The organism is Streptomyces pseudovenezuelae, from assembly GCF_029892565.1.
Lineage (GTDB): Bacteria > Actinomycetota > Actinomycetes > Streptomycetales > Streptomycetaceae > Streptomyces > Streptomyces pseudovenezuelae_A.
This window is the reverse complement of the sequence record NZ_JARXVH010000027.1, coordinates 20,689-37,675: the sequence shown is the minus strand read 5'-3', so window position 1 is coordinate 37,675 and position 16,987 is coordinate 20,689. Positions and strand designations below refer to the sequence as shown.

Annotated in this window: 10 protein-coding genes; 3 read left to right on the top strand and 7 right to left on the bottom strand. The window is 70.9% G+C overall.

From position 1 onward, the window contains the following. Nucleotides 1–13 precede the first annotated feature (13 nt). Entirely contained in the window at nucleotides 14–1,699 is a 1,686-nt protein-coding gene (locus M2283_RS46055; protein WP_280882584.1) for an extracellular solute-binding protein, read from the bottom strand. Between the two features lie 290 nt (nucleotides 1,700–1,989). Here M2283_RS46055 and M2283_RS46050 point away from each other — a divergent pair, with 290 nt between their 5' ends. Continuing rightward, the gene (locus tag M2283_RS46050) at nucleotides 1,990–4,842 is read left to right on the top strand and encodes a glycoside hydrolase family 3 protein (protein ID WP_280882583.1); all 2,853 of its coding nucleotides are present in this window, start codon (nucleotides 1,990–1,992) and stop codon (nucleotides 4,840–4,842) included. Nucleotides 4,843–4,951: 109 nt separating this feature from the next. On the opposite strand, the gene M2283_RS46045 is transcribed toward M2283_RS46050, so the two are convergent. The 3 genes from M2283_RS46045 to M2283_RS46035 form a co-directional block, all read right to left on the bottom strand. Then, nucleotides 4,952–6,397 carry an aldehyde dehydrogenase family protein gene (locus tag M2283_RS46045; protein WP_280882582.1) on the bottom strand — a complete coding sequence of 482 codons (1,446 nt, stop codon included), beginning with the start codon at nucleotides 6,395–6,397 and terminating at the stop codon, nucleotides 4,952–4,954. Nucleotides 6,398–6,681: 284 nt separating this feature from the next. Further along, nucleotides 6,682–8,277, bottom strand: a complete 1,596-nt coding sequence (locus M2283_RS46040) for a PucR family transcriptional regulator (RefSeq protein WP_280882581.1) — start codon at nucleotides 8,275–8,277, stop codon at nucleotides 6,682–6,684. A 134-nt stretch (nucleotides 8,278–8,411) separates the two neighbouring features. Then, nucleotides 8,412–10,529 (bottom strand): ATP-binding protein, encoded by a 2,118-nt coding sequence (locus M2283_RS46035; protein ID WP_280882580.1) that lies wholly within the window; start codon nucleotides 10,527–10,529, stop codon nucleotides 8,412–8,414. A gap of 267 nt (nucleotides 10,530–10,796) precedes the next feature. On the opposite strand from M2283_RS46035, the gene gabT reads away from it, so the two are divergent. Together gabT and M2283_RS46025 are read left to right on the top strand one after the other, a co-directional pair. Next, entirely contained in the window at nucleotides 10,797–12,131 is a 1,335-nt protein-coding gene (gene gabT / locus M2283_RS46030; protein WP_280882579.1) for a 4-aminobutyrate--2-oxoglutarate transaminase, read from the top strand. Nucleotides 12,132–12,529: 398 nt separating this feature from the next. Beyond that, entirely contained in the window at nucleotides 12,530–13,132 is a 603-nt protein-coding gene (locus M2283_RS46025) for a phosphatase PAP2 family protein (protein WP_348538983.1), read from the top strand. Here M2283_RS46025 and M2283_RS46020 read toward each other — a convergent pair. The 3 genes from M2283_RS46020 to M2283_RS46010 form a co-directional block, all read right to left on the bottom strand. Next, nucleotides 13,071–14,864, bottom strand: a complete 1,794-nt coding sequence (locus M2283_RS46020) for a chitinase (protein WP_280882577.1) — start codon at nucleotides 14,862–14,864, stop codon at nucleotides 13,071–13,073. The two genes, M2283_RS46025 and M2283_RS46020, sit on opposite strands and share 62 nt — an antisense overlap. A 117-nt stretch (nucleotides 14,865–14,981) precedes the next feature. After that, a complete protein-coding gene (locus tag M2283_RS46015) occupies nucleotides 14,982–15,434 on the bottom strand; it encodes a hypothetical protein (protein ID WP_280882576.1) in 453 nt (150 codons plus the stop codon). Between the two features lie 127 nt (nucleotides 15,435–15,561). Beyond that, nucleotides 15,562–16,980: an NAD(P)/FAD-dependent oxidoreductase gene (locus tag M2283_RS46010; protein ID WP_280882575.1), complete on the bottom strand. Its 1,419-nt coding sequence runs from the start codon at nucleotides 16,978–16,980 to the stop codon at nucleotides 15,562–15,564. Nucleotides 16,981–16,987 lie beyond the last annotated feature (7 nt).

Below are 16,987 nucleotides of genomic sequence, written 5' to 3'. Positions count from 1 at the left end.
CCTCAGTGCCTGGTCAGCTCGCCGAAGTGCCGTTGTCGTCGAGCAACTTCTGGTACCAGTCGCGGAGTCTGTCGCCGCCCTTGCTCTTCCAGTCGGAGACGGCCTGCTGCATGTCGCTGACCTTCTTGCGGCCGCGCGCGATGTCGTCCTCCAACTGCTCGAAGTCGTTGGAGAGGTTGGTGTACCGGCTGGGCTCGGTGATCTGCTGACCGTAGAAGGTCGACTTCTTGGTGAAGGCGCCCATCCGCTGCTGCCACTCGACCTGCGCCTTGGCGACCTCGGGGAAGTCGGGGTGGGCGATGGTGGCGGCGGGGCTCGCGACCATGACGTAGGCGTTGATGACCTCGTTGTTGCCTTGATCGGTCTTGGTGGGCACACCGTCCTTGACGGTGTAATGCGTGCCCTCCACGCCGTAGTTGGTGAGCATGTACTCCTTGGTGCCGTACGGCGCGGCGGTGACGTTGGCGACGGCCAGCACGTCACGGATCACGGACTCGGAGGCCTTCTTGCTGACGAAGGCGAAGATGCCGGCGGGCTGTTCGGCCCAGAGGGTCGGGTCGCCGCCGTCGTGGCCGAAGATGTCCATGCCCCAGATCTTGTACTCCGGGTTCTGGGTGGCCTGTTCGGCGGTGCGGCTCCACCACTGCGTGATGTTCTGGGCGTAGATGAGGAACTCGCCCGCCGCGAACTTGGGGCCCGGGTCGGTGGCCGCGCTCTTGCCCAGCTTGGCGTCCGGGTGGACGTATCCGGCGGCGAAGAGCTTGCGGGTCCACTCCAGCGCTTCGAGGTACTCCTCGGTCTCGATGCGGTAGACCAGCTTGCCGTCGACGAGGTTCCAGCCGAGCGGCTTCTCGCTGCCCGAGAGGACACCGAAGGCCTGGAAGGCGGTCCACTTCATGTCCAGGCAGGCCCAGCGCTTGGCCTTGGCGTTGGTGATCTCCTTGCACAGCGCCATGAACTCGTCGGCGGAGGTGGGGACTTCGTACCCCTCCTTGTCGAAGATGTCCTTGCGGTACAGGGGCACGATGCCGGTGACGTACGGGGACGGCTGCGGCAGGCCGCGCAGCTTGCCGCCGAAGATCGAGCGCTGCCAGGCGTCCGAGGGGATCGCCGCGAGGTTCGGATACTCCTTGATCTTGTCCCCGGAGAGGTAGGGGCCCAGATCGGCGAACTTGCCGACGATCGCGCTGGGTATCTTGCCGCCCATGTTCCAGCCGGGGATGACCACGACGTCGGGGATGTCGCTGGAGGCCAGGACCGCGCCGAGCTTCTGGTCGTAGGTGTTGCCGTCCTGGTTCTGCCACTCGACGTCGACGCCGATCAGGGCGTTCATCGCCTTGTAGTAGGCGTTGTCCGACTTCGGCGGGGAGCCCCAGAACGGCGACATGACGGAGACCTTGCCGCCCTTGCCGAGCTTCTTGGGGACCGAGGTCTTCAGGGTGGCGAGGTCGAGCTTGCCGGTGAAGCCGAGCGCGGAGCCGTTCTTCGCGGGGATGTCGGGGGTCACCACGTCGCCGGCCACGTAGGCGGGCAGCAGCTTCTTGACGCCCTTGCCCGACGAGGAACCCCCGTTCGACCCGCTGTCCGAACCACCGCACGCGGCGAGCAGCGGCATTCCTCCGGCCACCGCTGCGGCGGCGACCGCCGTGGAGGCGAGGAAACTTCTCCGGCTGGGGGCGGAGGCGGCATTCGGCGTCATTGCGTCAACCCTTCATGGCGCACCAGGACACCCGGCGGTGGGCCGTCGGCTGCGGTGTCTTGAGTGAACAGAGCAATTAGTCGAAGCGCTTCGATGTTGCTGCGAGGTTAAGTGAACGCCCCGGGGTGCACAAGGGTCGCTCCCAAGATTCCTCCGAGGTGTCAGAGGTGACCTCTTCTTAGGTGCTGCTTGAAATTGCGGTGAGGTTCTCTTGACACCCACCCGTCCGTCGAATGAGCATCGAAGCGCTTCGAAAGCGCTCCGTCGCTCCATCGCAAGGGGAACCCCACGTGACCGAACAGACGCCGCCCACGCCGCCGTTCCGCGATCCGCAGCTGCCGTTCGCGAAGCGCATCGACGACCTGTTGGAGCGGCTGACGCCGGACGAGAGGATCTCCTTCCTGCACCAGTACGCGCCCGCCGTCGAGCGTCTGGGCATCGCCGCGTTCCGCACCGGCCAGGAGGCGCTGCACGGGGTGGCGTGGATGGGCCCGGCGACGGTGTTCCCACAGGCCGTGGGCCTCGGCGCGACCTGGAACCCGGAGCTGGTGCGCCGAGTTGGCGAGGCTGTCTCCAAGGAGGCGCGGGCCATGCGTGCCCACGACGACCGCGTCGGCCTCAACGTCTGGGCGCCGACGGTGAATCTGCTGCGCCATCCGCTGTGGGGCCGTAACGAGGAGGGCTACTCGGAGGATCCGAAGCTCACTTCGGCGATCGCCACCGCGTACACGCGCGGTCTGCGCGGCGACCACCCGACGTACTGGCGCACGGCGCCCGTCCTCAAGCACTGGCTCGCCCACAACAACGAGACGGGCCGCGACGTCACATCGTCCTCGGTCCGCCCCCGCGTCCTGCACGAGTACGACCTGCGCGCCTTCCGCGAGACGGTCGAGGCGGGCGCGGTCGCCGGGGTGATGCCGGCGTACAACCTGGTCAACGGCCGCCCCAACCACGTCTCCCCGTACCTGCGCGAGCACCTGCGCGCCTGGACCGACGAGGATCTGCTGGTCTGCTCGGACGCGGGCGCGCCCTCCAACCTGGTCGATTCCGAGCACTACTTCGACACCCACGAGGAGGCGACGGCCGCCGCGCTGAGCGCCGGTGTCGACAGCTTCACCGACCACGGGACGGACGCCTCGCAGATCGTCGGACGGCTCAAGAGGGCTTACGAGCAAGGCCTGTTGACGGAGGCCGACATCGACACCGCCGTCCGCCGCCAGCTCTCCGTACGCTTCCGGCTCGGCGAGTTCGACCCGCGCTACGACCCGTACGCCGGCACCGGCGACTTCGACACCCCCGCGCACCGCGCCCTCGCCCAGGAGGCCGCCGAGCAGGCAATCGTGCTGCTGAAGAACGACGGCCTGCTGCCGCTCGCCCCCGACACCCGGATCGCGGTCGTCGGCCTGCTCGCCGACGAGTGCAAGCTCGACTGGTACAGCGGCACCCTCATCCACCGCTCCACTCCGCTGGAGGGGCTGTACGAGCAATTCGGCGCCGAGCGGGTGGAGTTCGCGGAGGGCGTGGACCGGGTGCGGCTGAGGACTTCCCAAGGCGCCTTCCTGCACGTGCCGTTGGTGGAGGTGGCCGACGAGGTGCGCGGCGCGGAGGGCGCGTTGGACCCGGCTCTGCTGGCCGGCCGCACCGACATGCCCCCGCTCACCACCGACCCCACCGGCACCGAACTCGCCCTGATCGACTGGGGCGAGGGCCTGTTGACCCTGCGCGCCCCCGACGGCCGCTACCTCTCGGTCGCCGAGGACGGTTACGTACGCGCCTCCGCCGACCAGCCGGGCGGCTGGGTCGTCCAGGAGACGTTCCGGCTCGAACCCCACGAGGACGGTCACCTCCTCCGGCACGTCGGTACGGGTCGCCACATCTCTGTCGCCGCCGACGGCGTGAAGGTTGCCGACGAGAACGACGAGCGGGCCGAGCGCCCGGAACCCTTCGAGCTGGTCTTCGCGGAGCGCGGCGAGGAGGCGGTGCGGCGGGTCGCCGAGCAGGCCGACGTCGTCGTGGTCGTGGCGGGCAACGACCCGCACATCAACGGCCGCGAGACCGAGGACCGTACGACACTCCGCCTGCCCGCCCAGCAGGAGCGCCTGCTGCGCGCGGCCCGCGCCACCAACCCGCGCACGGTGCTGGCGCTGGTCTCCGCGTACCCGTACGCCGTCGGGACCGCGGCCCTGCCGGCGGTGCTGTGGACGGCCCACGGCGGCCAGGCGGCCGGCACCGCGCTGGCCCGCGTCCTGTCCGGCGAGGTCTCCCCCGCCGGCCGCCTCCCGCAGACCTGGTACGCGAACGACGGCGACCTGCCCGACCTGCTCGACTACGACGTGATCGGCGGCCGGCAGACCTACCTCTACTTCGAGGGGACACCCCTGTTCCCCTTCGGCCATGGACTGTCGTACGCCTCCTTCTCCTACGCCGACCTCGCCGTGCGGGTCGAGGACGGGTCGGCGCACGTCTCCTTCACGGTCACCAACACCGGTGACGTCACCGCCGACGAGGTCGCCCAGCTCTACACGCGGGCCGTGGAGCCGTCGGTCCCGCGCCCGCGCCGCGAGCTGCTCGCGCACCGCCGGATCACGCTGGCACCGGGTGCACGGGCGGACCTGTCCTTCGAAGTCCCGCTCACCGCCTTCGAGTTCTGGGACGTGACGGGTAGCGGGTGGCGCCTGGAACCGGGCCCGTACGACGTGTTGGCCGGCGCCTCCAGCGAGGACGTCCGCCTCCGCACGACGGTCCTCCTGGACGGCGACCCGGGCGGCCCGCGCCGCATGCTCCAACGGGGCCTGCCGGCCGCCGACTTCGACGAGCAGAGCGGGATCGCGATCGTCGACCGCGCGAGGGTGTCGGGGGACGCGGTGACGCCGGCGGGCGGCGGGGCCGGTGAACTGGTCTACCGGGACTGCGACTTCGGGGACGGCGTCACGGAGGTGACCGTGCGGGTGGCGGGCGAGGGGACGGTCGAGCTGTCACTCGACGGTGGTCCGGCACTCGCCGAACTCGCCTTGCCCACGCCCACGTCGGGGCCGTACGACTACACGATCCTCGGTGCCGGGATCGTCGCCGAGGGTGTGCACGACGTGCACCTGAGACTGCGCGGCCCACTGCGGCTCGCGCACGTCGGCTTCTCCGGTTGAGGGTCCGGAGCATGCCGACGCGGAGAAGGGGCCCGGCACCGGAAGGCATCGGTGCCGGACCCCTTCGGGGAGCCTATATGAAAATGGTTCCCATTAGCCAGAGGGGTGGTCAGAGCGCGAGGCCGGTGAGGACCAGTACCCGCTCGTACGTGTAGTCGTCCATAGCGAACTTCACGCCCTCGCGACCGACGCCGGACTGCTTGGCGCCGCCGTACGGCATCTGGTCGGCGCGGTAGGACGGGACGTCGCCGATGACCACGCCGCCGACCTCCAGCGCGCGGTGGGCGCGGAAGGCGACCTGGAGGTCGTGGGTGAACACCCCTGCCTGGAGGCCGTACTTGGAGTCGTTGGCGGCGGCGAAGGCGGCGGCCTCGCCGTCCACCTTCGTGACGGTCAGCACCGGTCCGAAGACCTCCTCGCAGGAGATCGTCGTGTCGGCCGGTACGTCGGTCAGCACGGTCGGCGCGTAGGAGGCGCCGTCGCGCTTGCCGCCGGTGAGCAGGGTGGCGCCGGCCGTGACGGCCTCGTCGACCCAGGACTCGACGCGCTTCGCGGCGTCCTCGCTGACCAGCGGGCCGACGTCGGTCTTGTCGTCGGCGGGGTCGCCGGTGACCTGGGCCTCGACGGCGGCGACGATGCGCGGCAGCAGCCGGTCGTAGACGGCGGTGTCCGCGATGACCCGCTGCACCGAGATGCAGGACTGGCCGCCCTGGTAGTTGGAGAAGGTCGCGATGCGGGTCGCGGCCCAGTCGAGGTCGGCGTCGCTCGCGTAGTCGGCGAGGACGACGGCCGCGCCGTTGCCGCCCAGCTCCAGGGTGCAGTGCTTGCGCGGCACCGAGTCCATGATCGCGTAACCGACCTTCTCCGAACCGGTGAAGGAGATGACCGGCAGACGCTCGTCCTGGACCAGGGCGGGCATCTTGTCGTTGGCGACCGGGAGGATCGACCAGGAACCGGCGGGCAGTTCGGTCTCGGCGAGCAGGTCGCCGATGATCAGTCCGGCGAGCGGGGTGGCCGGGGCCGGCTTGAGGATGATCGGCACGCCGGCCGCGATCGCCGGGGCGATCTTGTGGGCGCACAGGTTCAGGGGGAAGTTGAAGGGCGCGATGCCGAGGACGACGCCCTTCGGGAAGCGGCGGGTGAGGGCGAGGCGGCCCTGGCCGCCGGCGTCCGTGTCCAGGCGCTGGGCCTCGCCGGCGTTGAAGCGGCGGGCTTCTTCGGCGGCGAAACGGAACACCGAGACCGCGCGGCCGACTTCGCCGCGGGCCCACTTGATCGGCTTGCCGTTCTCGGCGGAGATCAACTGGGCGATCTCTTCCGTGCGGTCTGCCAGGCGGCGGCTTACGTGGTCCAGGGCGGCGGCACGGATGTGGGCGGGGGTTGCGGCGAAGTCCTCGCGGATCGCGTGCGCGGCGGAGACGGCCTCTTCTACCTGGGCGTCCGTCGGGATGGTGACCTTCGCTACCAGGCGGCCGTCCCAGGGGGAGGTCACGTCGAAGGTGTCATCGCCGGTGACCTGGCGGCCGGCGAGCCAGAAGGCGGTGGGGGAAGTCATTGCGGGGTCCGGCCCTTCCGTTGGGGGTGTATGGGGGTGCGCGGGTGATTCGGGTCCACGGTAGGTGGGTGGGGGCGGGGGTGTGGTTGTCCGGGGTGTAGGGGTGGGGGGTGGGCTTGCGCCGGATTGGCCTAGTGGGGTGGGGAAGGTTTTTTCGCCCCCGCCGCCCCTACCCGTCCCATCCTTCTGGGGCTCCGCCCCAGACCCCGCTCCTCAAACGCCGGAGGGGCTAAGAGATGCGGGGTTGAGGGGTGCGGAGCTAAGAGGTGCGGGGCTTGACGTGGCTAGTCGGTCTGCGTCGTCTTCAGTGCCAGCCACAGCTCCATCCTCACGTCCGGGTCGTCCAGTGAGCGGCCCAGGATTTCCTCCACTCTCCGCATCCGGTAGCGCAGCGTGTGGCGGTGGACGCCGAGGTCGGCTGCGGCCGCGTCCCACTGGCCGTGGCGGGAGAGCCAGGCGCGCAGGGAGGCGACCAGGTCGCCTCGGCCGGTCGCGTCGTGTTCCTGGAGGGGGCGGAGGAGGCCGTCGGCGAAGGCCCTCACCGCGTCGTCCGCGAGCAGGGGGAGGACGGAGCCCGCCGCCAGTTGTTCGTGCTCCACGAAAACCCTGCCCCGGCGTCTGGCTACCGACAGGGCCTGCTCGGCCTGTTTGTACGCCGCTGCCGCCGCGATCGGGCCCACCGGTGCCGACAGGCCCACGACCAGTCCGTTCTCGTCACCGCCGCCCTGCTGCTCGGCCACCGATCCGGTGCGCGCCGCCTCCAGTGCGCCCATGTACTCCCCGCACGCGGCGATCGCGGCGCCCTCGTCCGCGGCCAGTACGACCAGCTGCGCCCCCTCGGGCACCACCAGCACCGCCTCCCCTGCGCGGGCGGCGGCTGACTCCACGATCTCGGCGAGCGCGGCCAACGCCGAGGTCGAGGTCGAGGTCGAGGTCGAGGTCGATTCGGCTACGACGATGCGGAAAGGAGCGTCCAGGAGGGCGCCGTAGAGGTCTCCGGCCACCATGCGGGCGTGGTCCGGTTCGCCGGCCAGGAGCATGCGCAGGACCGCCGCGTCGATGCGCTGTTCGGCGTCCTGGAGGGAGCGGGAGCGTTCTGTGGTGAGGGTGAGGAGGGCGATGGCCGAGTGGACTGCGTAGCGCTCGGCCGTGCCCAGGGCGGCTGCCGTGCCAACGGCGAGGGCCGCTCGTGGTCTGCGGCCCGTGCCCAGGGAGTGCAGTTCGACGCGGTCCTCGTTCTCCGGGCCGCCCACCACCGAGGACGCGGGGGCCGGGCGTTCGCGCAGCCGCTCCACGTCGGGCGTGAGGCGTGCGGCCCGGCGGCCCGCCCACTCCGGTGCCGTGGCGACCACGGCGCCCGAGGCGTCGTAGAGCGCCGCCCAGCCGTCGACCTGGGTGGCGAGTGCGGCGAGCAGGCCCTCGGGGCCGTTGGTCAGGGTCTGTCTGGTCAGTTCGCGCTGGGCGGCGAAGCCGGCCGTCACCGCGCGGTACTGGTCGGCCGCGATGGCCGCGGAGACCGCCTTGCTGATGGCGAGGAAAGGGGTGCGGCGCGGGACCTCCAGGAGCGGCAGGCCCTCCTGCTCGGCCGCGTCGACGAGTGCCTTGGGGATGTCCTCGTAGTTGACGCCCACGGCGAAGCCGAGTCCGACCACGCCCGCCTCCGCCAGCCGCTTCACATACCGCCGCATCGCCTCCGGCTCCTCCGCGTCCAGCTTCAGCGCGGTGATCAGCAGGAGCTCCCCGCCCTCCATGTAGGGCACCGGGTCGGCCAGCTCGCTGACGTGCGCCCACCGGACCGGTACGTCCAGGCGGTCCTCGCCCGCGCGCACGGTCAGCTTCAGCGCGGAGTGGTGGACGAGCGAGGCGAGGGTGGGGCGCATGGGGCCTTCAGGTCAGGGGGCAGGAGTGCGGAGGGCTGAGGGCTGAGAGATCGGATGACCGGGGTGATCATTTGGCCGCTTCGTATGAACGACCTCTACCGATTCTGCCTCACCGTAAGGTCCCGCAGCGTGCCTCAGCTCCGCAGGTCCACCAGGAGCGGCGGTGCGTGTTCGCCCTTCACGTTGGTCAGGGACAGGACCGCGTGGCCCGCCGGCAGCCCGTGGGCAAGTTCGGATGCCGACCAGCGCTCCCGCTCGACCTGGCGGACGGTGACCGCGCGCTGGGTCGGGGCCTTGCCGGTGATCACGCGGCGGACCATGTGCAGGGCCTTGCCCGCGGGGGTCTCGGCGATGATCTGGCGGTCGGTGACGTCGCGTGCCTCGGTCCACTCCTTGCCCCAGACCTCGGCGAAGTCCTGGCCGTCCCACGGAGTGAGCCCGGAGAGGGCCATGCGGCAGCCGGCGGCGCCGAGCAGCGGTCCGCGCAGGGGCCTGGGTACGTCGTCCAGGGTGCGCAGGGTGAGGACGACGCCGGCGTTCGCCGACCGCAGCCGCTGGATGCCGCGCACGGCCTCCGGGGTGACCACGCCCGACGCGTCGTCCAGCACCAGACAGGCGAACAGCGACCGGTCCTCCCGCGCCGACACGCTCGCCGTGAACTGTGCGAGCACCAGCCGCGCCAGCATCCGCGAGGCGTCCGCGTGCCCGCGCTCGGGCAGGTCGATGCGGACCCGCACGGGGTGGTCGAGCGCCTTGAGCGAGAACGGCCGCGACTGCCCGGACGTGTCGAAGAACCCCGCGAAGGCGGGCCGGTCCAGCAGCGCCACCCGGTCCGCGAGCACCGGCGCCACATCTCCCGGATGCGCCAACTGCCGCTCCCGCGAGTCCAGTTCACGGATCAGCGACTCCTGCCCCGAGCCCTGCAGCGCCTTGCGCAGCGTGTCCAGCGGGCCGGGCGCGCCGTCCAGCAGCTGCCGCAGCTCCGGTACGGAGGGGAAGCGGCCGTGGACGGCCCGGAAGGGTCCGAGGAGCTGGGCCAGGACGGTCGTGGAACGTCGACTGTCGTTGCCCGGGTGCGGATCGGCGAGGTCCCCGACCAGCGCCTCGGCGAGCACGGCCGCGGCCTCGTCCGGATCCGCGGTGCCGCCGTACAAGTCCAGGTCGTAGACGGATTCCGGATTCCCGATCCGTACGACGACGTCGTACGCGTCGACCGGTCCGAGCCCCGCGCCCGCCGCGCCGACCACGACCACCGCGGCACGGCCGGCCAGCGCGTGCAGGCACAGCGACTCGGCGAGCGGGCGGACCAGGGTCCCGGTCTTGCCGGAGCCGGCCGGTCCGACGGCGAGCAGGGAGGTGCCGAGCAGGTCGGGGTCGAGGCCGAGGCCCGCGCCGCGGTAGGCGTAGGGGTTGCGGGGGTCGTCGGCGGTGGTGCCGAGCCGTACCTGTCCGGTGAGGAGGTCGTGGCGGGCCAGCCGGGCCGGCAGGTCGCGTGCGCCGGAGGGGTGCAGACAGGCGGCGGAGCCGTCCTTCAGTACGGCGCCGGTGAACGCGGCGAGGGTGTGGCGGCCGCTGCGCACGCCCTGCCAGGCCCGGCTGATCCGGGCGTGGTCGACGTCCCGCATCAGCCCCGACCGCGCCTCGCTCGTAAGCCGCTCGGCGGCGTCCACGGCCCCGGCGGCCCGCAGCTGGGGCCATTCGGCGGGGTCCTGGTCGGGGGTGGGGGGGCGTTCGGTGCGGGGCGCTGCCTGGCGGTTCCAGGCGGGCGGGCCGTAGCGGCGCCAGATCTCGGCCCAGCGGCCGAGCCGGCCGACGCCGATCATGATGATCAGGGCGATCAGCACGTAGTAGGCGTAGACGACCACGACGGAGGCGAAGCTGTGGGGCGAGGCCCAGGAGTCCGGGATCATCGCGTAGAGCGGGAGCAGCCACCAGCCGCCCACGTAGCCGTTCCACAGCAGCGACCAGATCAGCCAGCCGACCAGGAAGGCGATCAGCGCGCCGCTGATGAGCTGGCGGCCCGGGATGCGCTCGGGCTCCTCCTCGGGCCGCGGCCGGTGGCCGAACCGCCACACCCCGGGCAGCGCCTCGGGGCGCGCGGTCCGCAGCCAGGTCAGGAAGGCCGAGCCGTCCGGGCGCGGCGGCGTGCCGGGGGCGTCGGCCGGCCGCGGCGGGATCCGGGGCGGCCCCGCCGGGCGAGGCACGGGATTCGCCTGCGTACCCCGCGTGTCCTGCGTCCCGTCGCTGTCCATCGCTCTCGCTTCCCGACCAGCCGTTCCGTCCACCTTCAGCGGTCAATCTAACGCGCCCGCAAAGGGAGTTCACCGATTGCGGGGCCGGGCCGCCCCAGTACCTCTGGGCCCGGCCATGTCCACGGCGGACAATCGGAGGCGACGACACCGCCCACATGGAGCATGCCCACCTCTCCCGACCCGTCCTAGCCTGCGAGAAAAGACAGAGACAAGAGTCCGTAACGGGCCACCACAGTCCGTAAGGCCGCACAACCCCAGGAGCCCCTCATGACCGCACTTCCGCAGGAGCGCCGCGTAGTCACCGCCATCCCCGGCCCGAAGTCGCAGGAGCTGCAGGCCCGCCGTCTCGCCGCGGTCGCGCAGGGCGTGGGCTCGGTGCTGCCCGTCTTCACCGTGCGGGCCGGCGGCGGGATCATCGAGGACGTCGACGGGAACCGGCTGATCGACTTCGGTTCCGGCATCGCGGTGACGTCCGTCGGCGCCTCCGCCGAGGCCGTCGTGCGGCGGGCGAGCGCGCAGCTGGCCGACTTCACCCACACCTGTTTCATGGTCACGCCCTACGAGGGCTACGTGGAGGTCGCGGAGGCGCTGGCCGAGCTGACGCCGGGTGACCACGCCAAGAAGTCTGCGCTGTTCAACTCCGGCGCCGAGGCCGTCGAGAACGCCGTCAAGATCGCGCGGGCGTACACCAAGCGACAGGCCGTGGTGGTGTTCGACCACGGGTACCACGGGCGTACGAACCTGACGATGGCGCTGACCTCGAAGAACATGCCGTACAAGAACGGCTTCGGGCCGTTCGCGCCCGAGGTCTACCGGGTGCCGGTGGCGTACGGCTACCGCTGGCCGACCGGTGCCGAGAACGCCGGTGCCGAGGCCGCCGCGCAGGCCATCGACCAGATCAGCAAGCAGGTCGGCGCGGACAACGTGGCCGCGATCATCATCGAGCCGGTGCTCGGCGAGGGCGGCTTCATCGAGCCGGCCAAGGGCTTCCTGCCGGCGCTCAGCCGGTTCGCGAAGGACAACGGCATCGTCTTCGTCGCCGACGAGATCCAGTCCGGCTTCTGCCGCACCGGCCAGTGGTTCGCCTGCGAGGACGAGGGCATCGTCCCCGACCTGATCACCACGGCGAAGGGCATCGCCGGCGGGCTCCCGCTCGCCGCCGTGACCGGCCGCGCCGAGATCATGGATGCCGCGCACTCCGGCGGCCTCGGCGGCACCTACGGCGGCAACCCGGTGGCCTGCGCCGGTGCGCTCGGCGCCATCGAAACGATGAAGGAGCTGGACCTCAACGCCCGCGCCCAGCACATCGAGGCGGTCATGAAGCCCCGCCTGGCCGCCATGGCCGAGAAGTTCGACATCATCGGTGACGTGCGCGGGCGCGGCGCGATGATCGCCGTCGAGCTGGTCAAGGACCGCGCCACCAAGGAGCCGAACCCGGAGGCGACCGCGGCCCTGGCCAAGGCCTGCCACCAGGAGGGCCTGCTGGTCCTGACCTGCGGCACCTACGGCAACGTCCTCCGCTTCCTGCCCCCGCTGGTCATCGGCGAGGACCTCCTGAACGAGGGTCTCGACATCATCGAGCAGGCCTTCGCCCGCGTCTGAGGAGGGCCACCGGCAGAGCGTGTGAAGAAGGTGTGCGAGGTGCATGGCGGGACTCGATTCCGCCTGTCTTCACTCACTCCACTGCCGTAGGTTCATTTCAGATGAGAGATACACCCCGCCCACAGGGGACTGTGGGCGATTTCAGGCCGAGGCCTCCCCAGCTTCGACCTGGTCGTGCCCTCGCGCACACACCCGGAGCCTCCGGCTCCGGATCTCCTCACCGATCGGACAGTCGCCCGCCCCAAACCCCCCGGGGTGGGCGTCGATCCGATCCGGTCGGCCGCCCCGGAACCACCCCCCCTGTTCCGGGGCGGCCGACCTCCTCTCTCTCACTCCCTCTCAGCCTCTGGCTTCTCGGGCTTCCCGCCCTCCTCTTCGCGCTGATCACCTGGCAGGTCGTGGCCGACGGTCCCCTGCTGCGCGCGGACGAACGGATCAGCCGGGCCCTCGTACATCCGGACCGCGTCTCCGAGCTTCTCGCCGACCTCGGCAACTTCCAGATCGCGGTCCCCGTGCTCACCGTCGCCCTGGTCTACGTCGCCCGGCGCGGCCGAGCCGCGGGCACGGACCGCTGGTGGCTGCCGCCGCTCGCCGGGGCCGTATTGATGGTGCTGGTCCCGGTGCTGGTCGTGCCCCTCAAGGAACTGATCGACCGCCCCGGGACCCCGGCCGTGCCGCCCGCCACCGGCTACTACCCCTCCGGGCACACCGCGACGGCGATGGTCGCCTACGGCACCGCGACCCTGCTCCTCCTCCCTTGGCTCCGCACGGCCTACGCCCGCCGCGAGGTGGTCATCGCCTGTGCCGTCGTCAACCTCGCCGTCGCCTTCGGTCTGGTCCGCCGGGGCTACCACTGGCCACTGGACGTCGTGGCCAGTTGGTGCCTCGGCACGGTGCTGCTGACCGCGCTGACCCTCGTACTCGGACCGCTCGGTCCGCTCAGCCGAAGTACGCGTCGAAGTTCTTCTGGAACTCCCAGTTCGAGTACCGGTCCCAGTTGACCGACCAGGTCATCAGGCCGCGCAGGGCGGGCCAGGTGCCGTGGGTGGTGTATGAACCGCAGCTCGTCCTCTTCGTCAGGCAGTCCAGGGACTTGTCGACCTCGGACGGGGAGACGTAGCCGTTGCCCGCGTTCGTCGACGCCGGCATGCCGATGGCTATCTGGTCGGGGCGCAGGGCCGGGAAGACGTTGTTCGCGTCACCGGCCACCGGGAAGCCCGTGAGCAGCATGTCGGTCATGGCGATGTGGAAGTCGGCGCCGCCCATCGAGTGGTACTGGTTGTCCAGACCCATGATGGGGCCGGAGTTGTAGTCCTGGACGTGGAGCAGGGTGAGGTCGTCGCGCAGGGCGTAGATGACCGGAAGGTAGGCGCCGCAGCGCGGGTCCTGGCCGCCGAACTTGCCGGTGCCGTAGAACTGGTAGCCCATCTGCACGAAGAAGGTCTCGGGCGCCATGCTCAGCACGAACTTGGTGCCGTACTTGGCCTTCAGGGTCTTCAGGGCCGAGATCAGGTTGACGATCACGGGAGTTGTCGGGTTCTTGAAGTCCGTGTCGTTCGTGTTCAGGGACAGCGAGTGGCCCTCGAAGTCGATGTCCAGGCCGTCCAGGCCGTAGGTGTCGATGATGTTCGAGACCGATGACACGAAGGTGTCTCTGGCCGCCGTGGTGGCCAGTTGGACCTGGCCGTTGGCGCCGCCGATCGAGATCAGCACCTTCTTGCCCGCCGCCTGCTTGGCCTTGATCGCCGCCTTGAAGTCGGCGTCCGACTCGACGTTCGCGCACTCCGTCACCGGGCAGCGGTTGAAGCGGATGTCGCCCGAGGTGGTGGAGGTCGGCTCGCCGAAGGCCAGGTCGATGACGTCCCAGCTGTCGGGGACGTCGGCCAGGCGCGTGTAGCCGGCGCCGTTGGCGAAGCTCGCGTGGAGATAGCCGACCAGGGCGTGGGTGGGCATACCTGGGGTGCCGCCGGAGCCCGTACTGGTCGTGGCGGTGACCGCCGCCGACTTCGCGGACTCGCCGGCGTCGTTGCTCGCGGTGACCTGGAAGCTGTACGCCGTGGCCGCCGTCAGGCCGGTCACGGTGGCCGAAGTGCCGGTCGCCGTCTGCACCTTGGTGCCGCCCCGGTAGATCGCGTAGCCGGTCGCGCCGGTGACCGCCGTCCAGGACAGGGCGACGGAGGACGAGGTGATCGTGCCGGTCTTCAGGCCGGTCGGGGCGGTGGGGGGCTGGCCGGCGCTGCCGCCGGGGCCGATGAGGGAGATGTCGTCGGCGTAGTAGGCGCCGGTGCCGTACCAGCCGTGGGTGTAGAGGGTGACCTTGGTGGTGGCGGCGCCGGTGGTGAAGGTGGTGGTGAGCTTCTGCCAGTCGGGGGCGGACTGGGTCCAGGTGGAGACGTCGGTGGTGCCGGTGCCGTTCGCGCCGAGGTAGACGTAGGAGCCGCGGACGTAACCGCTCAGCGTGTACTGGGAGTTCGGCTGGACGGTCACCGTCTGCGCACACTGGGCGTAGTCGCTGCCGGCCGGGGTTGCCTGCAGCGCGGAACTCCCGCTGTGCACGGGCGAGTTCACCGTAGTAGCGGCCGAACAGGTCCAGCTGTCGAGGCCGGACTCGAAGCCTCCGTTCTTCGCCAGGTCCGCGTCGGCCGCACGGGCGGCCGACGAGAGCGCGGTGACACCGGGCACGGCCAGCAGGGTGGCCGTGAGCAGGGCGAGGAAGGGTCTGAAGCGGTCCACAAGTGCCTCCGGGCATGGGGGAATTGGAGGGGTGGAGCGCGCTCAATTTGGTCCAGACCAATCCTGTTGTCAAGACCTCCTGCCGCTACCCGTCCTCATCGCCCGCCGTCACCCGCCTCACCCGTTGTCGTCGGTGGCCAGTCCGGCCGCCGCCTCGTGCATGGCCAGTTCGAGCAGCGCCGGGTCGGTGAGGGTGCCGGAGCCGTCCGGTGGGACCAGCCAGCGGACCCCGCCGGTGGCGCGGCCCGGGTACGGCACGACGATCCAGGTGCCGGCGCCCGCCGTGCGGATGCCGGTGCCGAGCCAGCGGGCGGCCGTGCCGGGCGGCACGAAGAAGCCCATCCGGTTGTCGCCGAAGTCGACGAGCACCGGCCCGGGTTGGTCCAGCACCCGGGTGAGCACGTCGAGCGTGGGATAGCCGAGTTCGCCCGGCAGGATCAGCACGTCCCACGCCTTGCCGGCGGGCAGCAGGGCCACCCCCAGCGGATTGCGTTCCCATTCCCAGCGGCATGCCTCGGGATCGGGTGCCACCGATGCCAGCCAGTCGACCGCCGTCTTCGCCCCAGTCATGAGACGACCTCCCTCTGTGTCGTGGACGCTGGTCGCGTCACGAGAGAGAGGGAGGTCGTCCGGGGAGCATTACGCGGGTTCCGACACCCCGTTGGAGTGAACCGGATCACACCCGCGAACGCCGCGTTCAGCTGTCGAAGCCCAGGCCCAACCGGTCCATGGTCCGCAGCCACAGGTTGCGCCGCCCGTTGTGCGTGTCCGCGCGGGCCAGCGACCACTTGGTGAGGGCGATGCCGGTCCAGGCGAACGGCTCCGGCGGGAAGGGCAGCGGCTTCTTGCGGACCATCTCCAGGCGGGTGCGCTCGGTGTCCTCGCCGTCCAGCAGGTCCAGCATCACGTCGGCCCCGAAGCGGGTGGCGCCGACGCCGAGGCCCGTGTACCCGGCCGCGTACGCCACGTTCCCCCGGTGCGCGGTGCCGAAGAACGCCGAGAAGCGCGAGCAGGTGTCGATCGCGCCGCCCCACGCGTGCGTGAAGCGGACGCCCTCCAACTGCGGGAAGCAGTCGAAGAAATGCCCCGCGAGCTTCGCGTACGTCTCCGGGCGGTCGTCGTACTCACGGCGCACCCGGCCGCCGTACGGGTAGATCGCGTCGTAGCCGCCCCACAGGATCCGGTTGTCGGCCGACAGCCGGAAGTAGTGGAACTGGTTGGCGCTGTCGCCGAGTCCCTGGCGGTTCTTCCAGCCGATCGACGCGAGGTGGTCGTCGCTCAGCGGTTCGGTCATCAGCGCGTAGTCGTAGACCGGGACGGTGTACGCCCGCACGCGCTTGACCAGGTTGGGGAAGATGTTGGTGCCGAGCGCGACCTTGCGGGCGCGGACCGAGCCGTAGGGGGTGCGTACGGCCATGCCGGCGCCGACCGGCTTCAGGGCCAGGGCGGGAGTGTGCTCGTAGACGCGGACGCCGAGTCGGACGCAGGCCTGCTTCAGGCCCCAGGCGAGCTTGGCGGGGTGCAGCATGGCCACGCCCCCGCGGTCCCACAGGCCGGCCTGGAAGGTCGGTGAGTCGACTTGTTGCCGTACCGCTTCGGCGTCCAGGAACTCGACGCCCTCGGCGAGGCCGGCGCGGTCCATCTCCTCGTACCAGTCGCGCAGTTCGGCCGCCTGGTACGGCTCGGTCGCTACGTCGATCTCGCCGGTGCGCTCGAAGTCGCAGTCGATGCCGTGCCGGGCGACCGCGGCCTCGATCTCGTCGAGGTTGCGGGCGCCCAGCTCCTCCAGCTTGTGGATCTCCTCGGGCCAGCGGGCGAGGCCGTTGGGCAGGCCGTGGGTGAGGGAGGCGGCGCAGAAGCCGCCGTTGCGGCCGGAGGCGGCCCAGCCCACCTCGCGGCCTTCCAGCAGGACGACATCCCGTCGCGGGTCGCGCTCCTTGGCGATGAGCGCGGTCCACAGTCCGCTGTAACCGCCGCCGACGACCAGCAGATCGCAGGTCTCGGCGCCGGTGAGCGCGGGCTCGGGGTGGGGCTTGCCGGGATCTTCGAGCCAGTACGGGACCGGCTGTGCGTCGGAGAGTGACTTCGTCCAACTGCTCATGGCGCTTGGGGCCATGATTTCA

Excerpts from the sequence above, each read along its gene's own strand:
- M2283_RS46035 (WP_280882580.1), bottom strand. The coding sequence starts at position 10,529 with ATGGACAGCGACGGGACGCAGGACACGCGGGGTACGCAGGCGAATCCC.
- M2283_RS46040 (WP_280882581.1), bottom strand. The coding sequence starts at position 8,277 with ATGCGCCCCACCCTCGCCTCGCTCGTCCACCACTCCGCGCTGAAGCTG.
- M2283_RS46015 (WP_280882576.1), bottom strand. The coding sequence starts at position 15,434 with ATGACTGGGGCGAAGACGGCGGTCGACTGGCTGGCATCGGTGGCACCC.
- M2283_RS46045 (WP_280882582.1), bottom strand. The coding sequence starts at position 6,397 with ATGACTTCCCCCACCGCCTTCTGGCTCGCCGGCCGCCAGGTCACCGGC.
- M2283_RS46055 (WP_280882584.1), bottom strand. The coding sequence starts at position 1,699 with ATGACGCCGAATGCCGCCTCCGCCCCCAGCCGGAGAAGTTTCCTCGCC.
- gabT (WP_280882579.1), top strand. The coding sequence starts at position 10,797 with ATGACCGCACTTCCGCAGGAGCGCCGCGTAGTCACCGCCATCCCCGGC.
- M2283_RS46010 (WP_280882575.1), bottom strand. The coding sequence starts at position 16,980 with ATGGCCCCAAGCGCCATGAGCAGTTGGACGAAGTCACTCTCCGACGCA.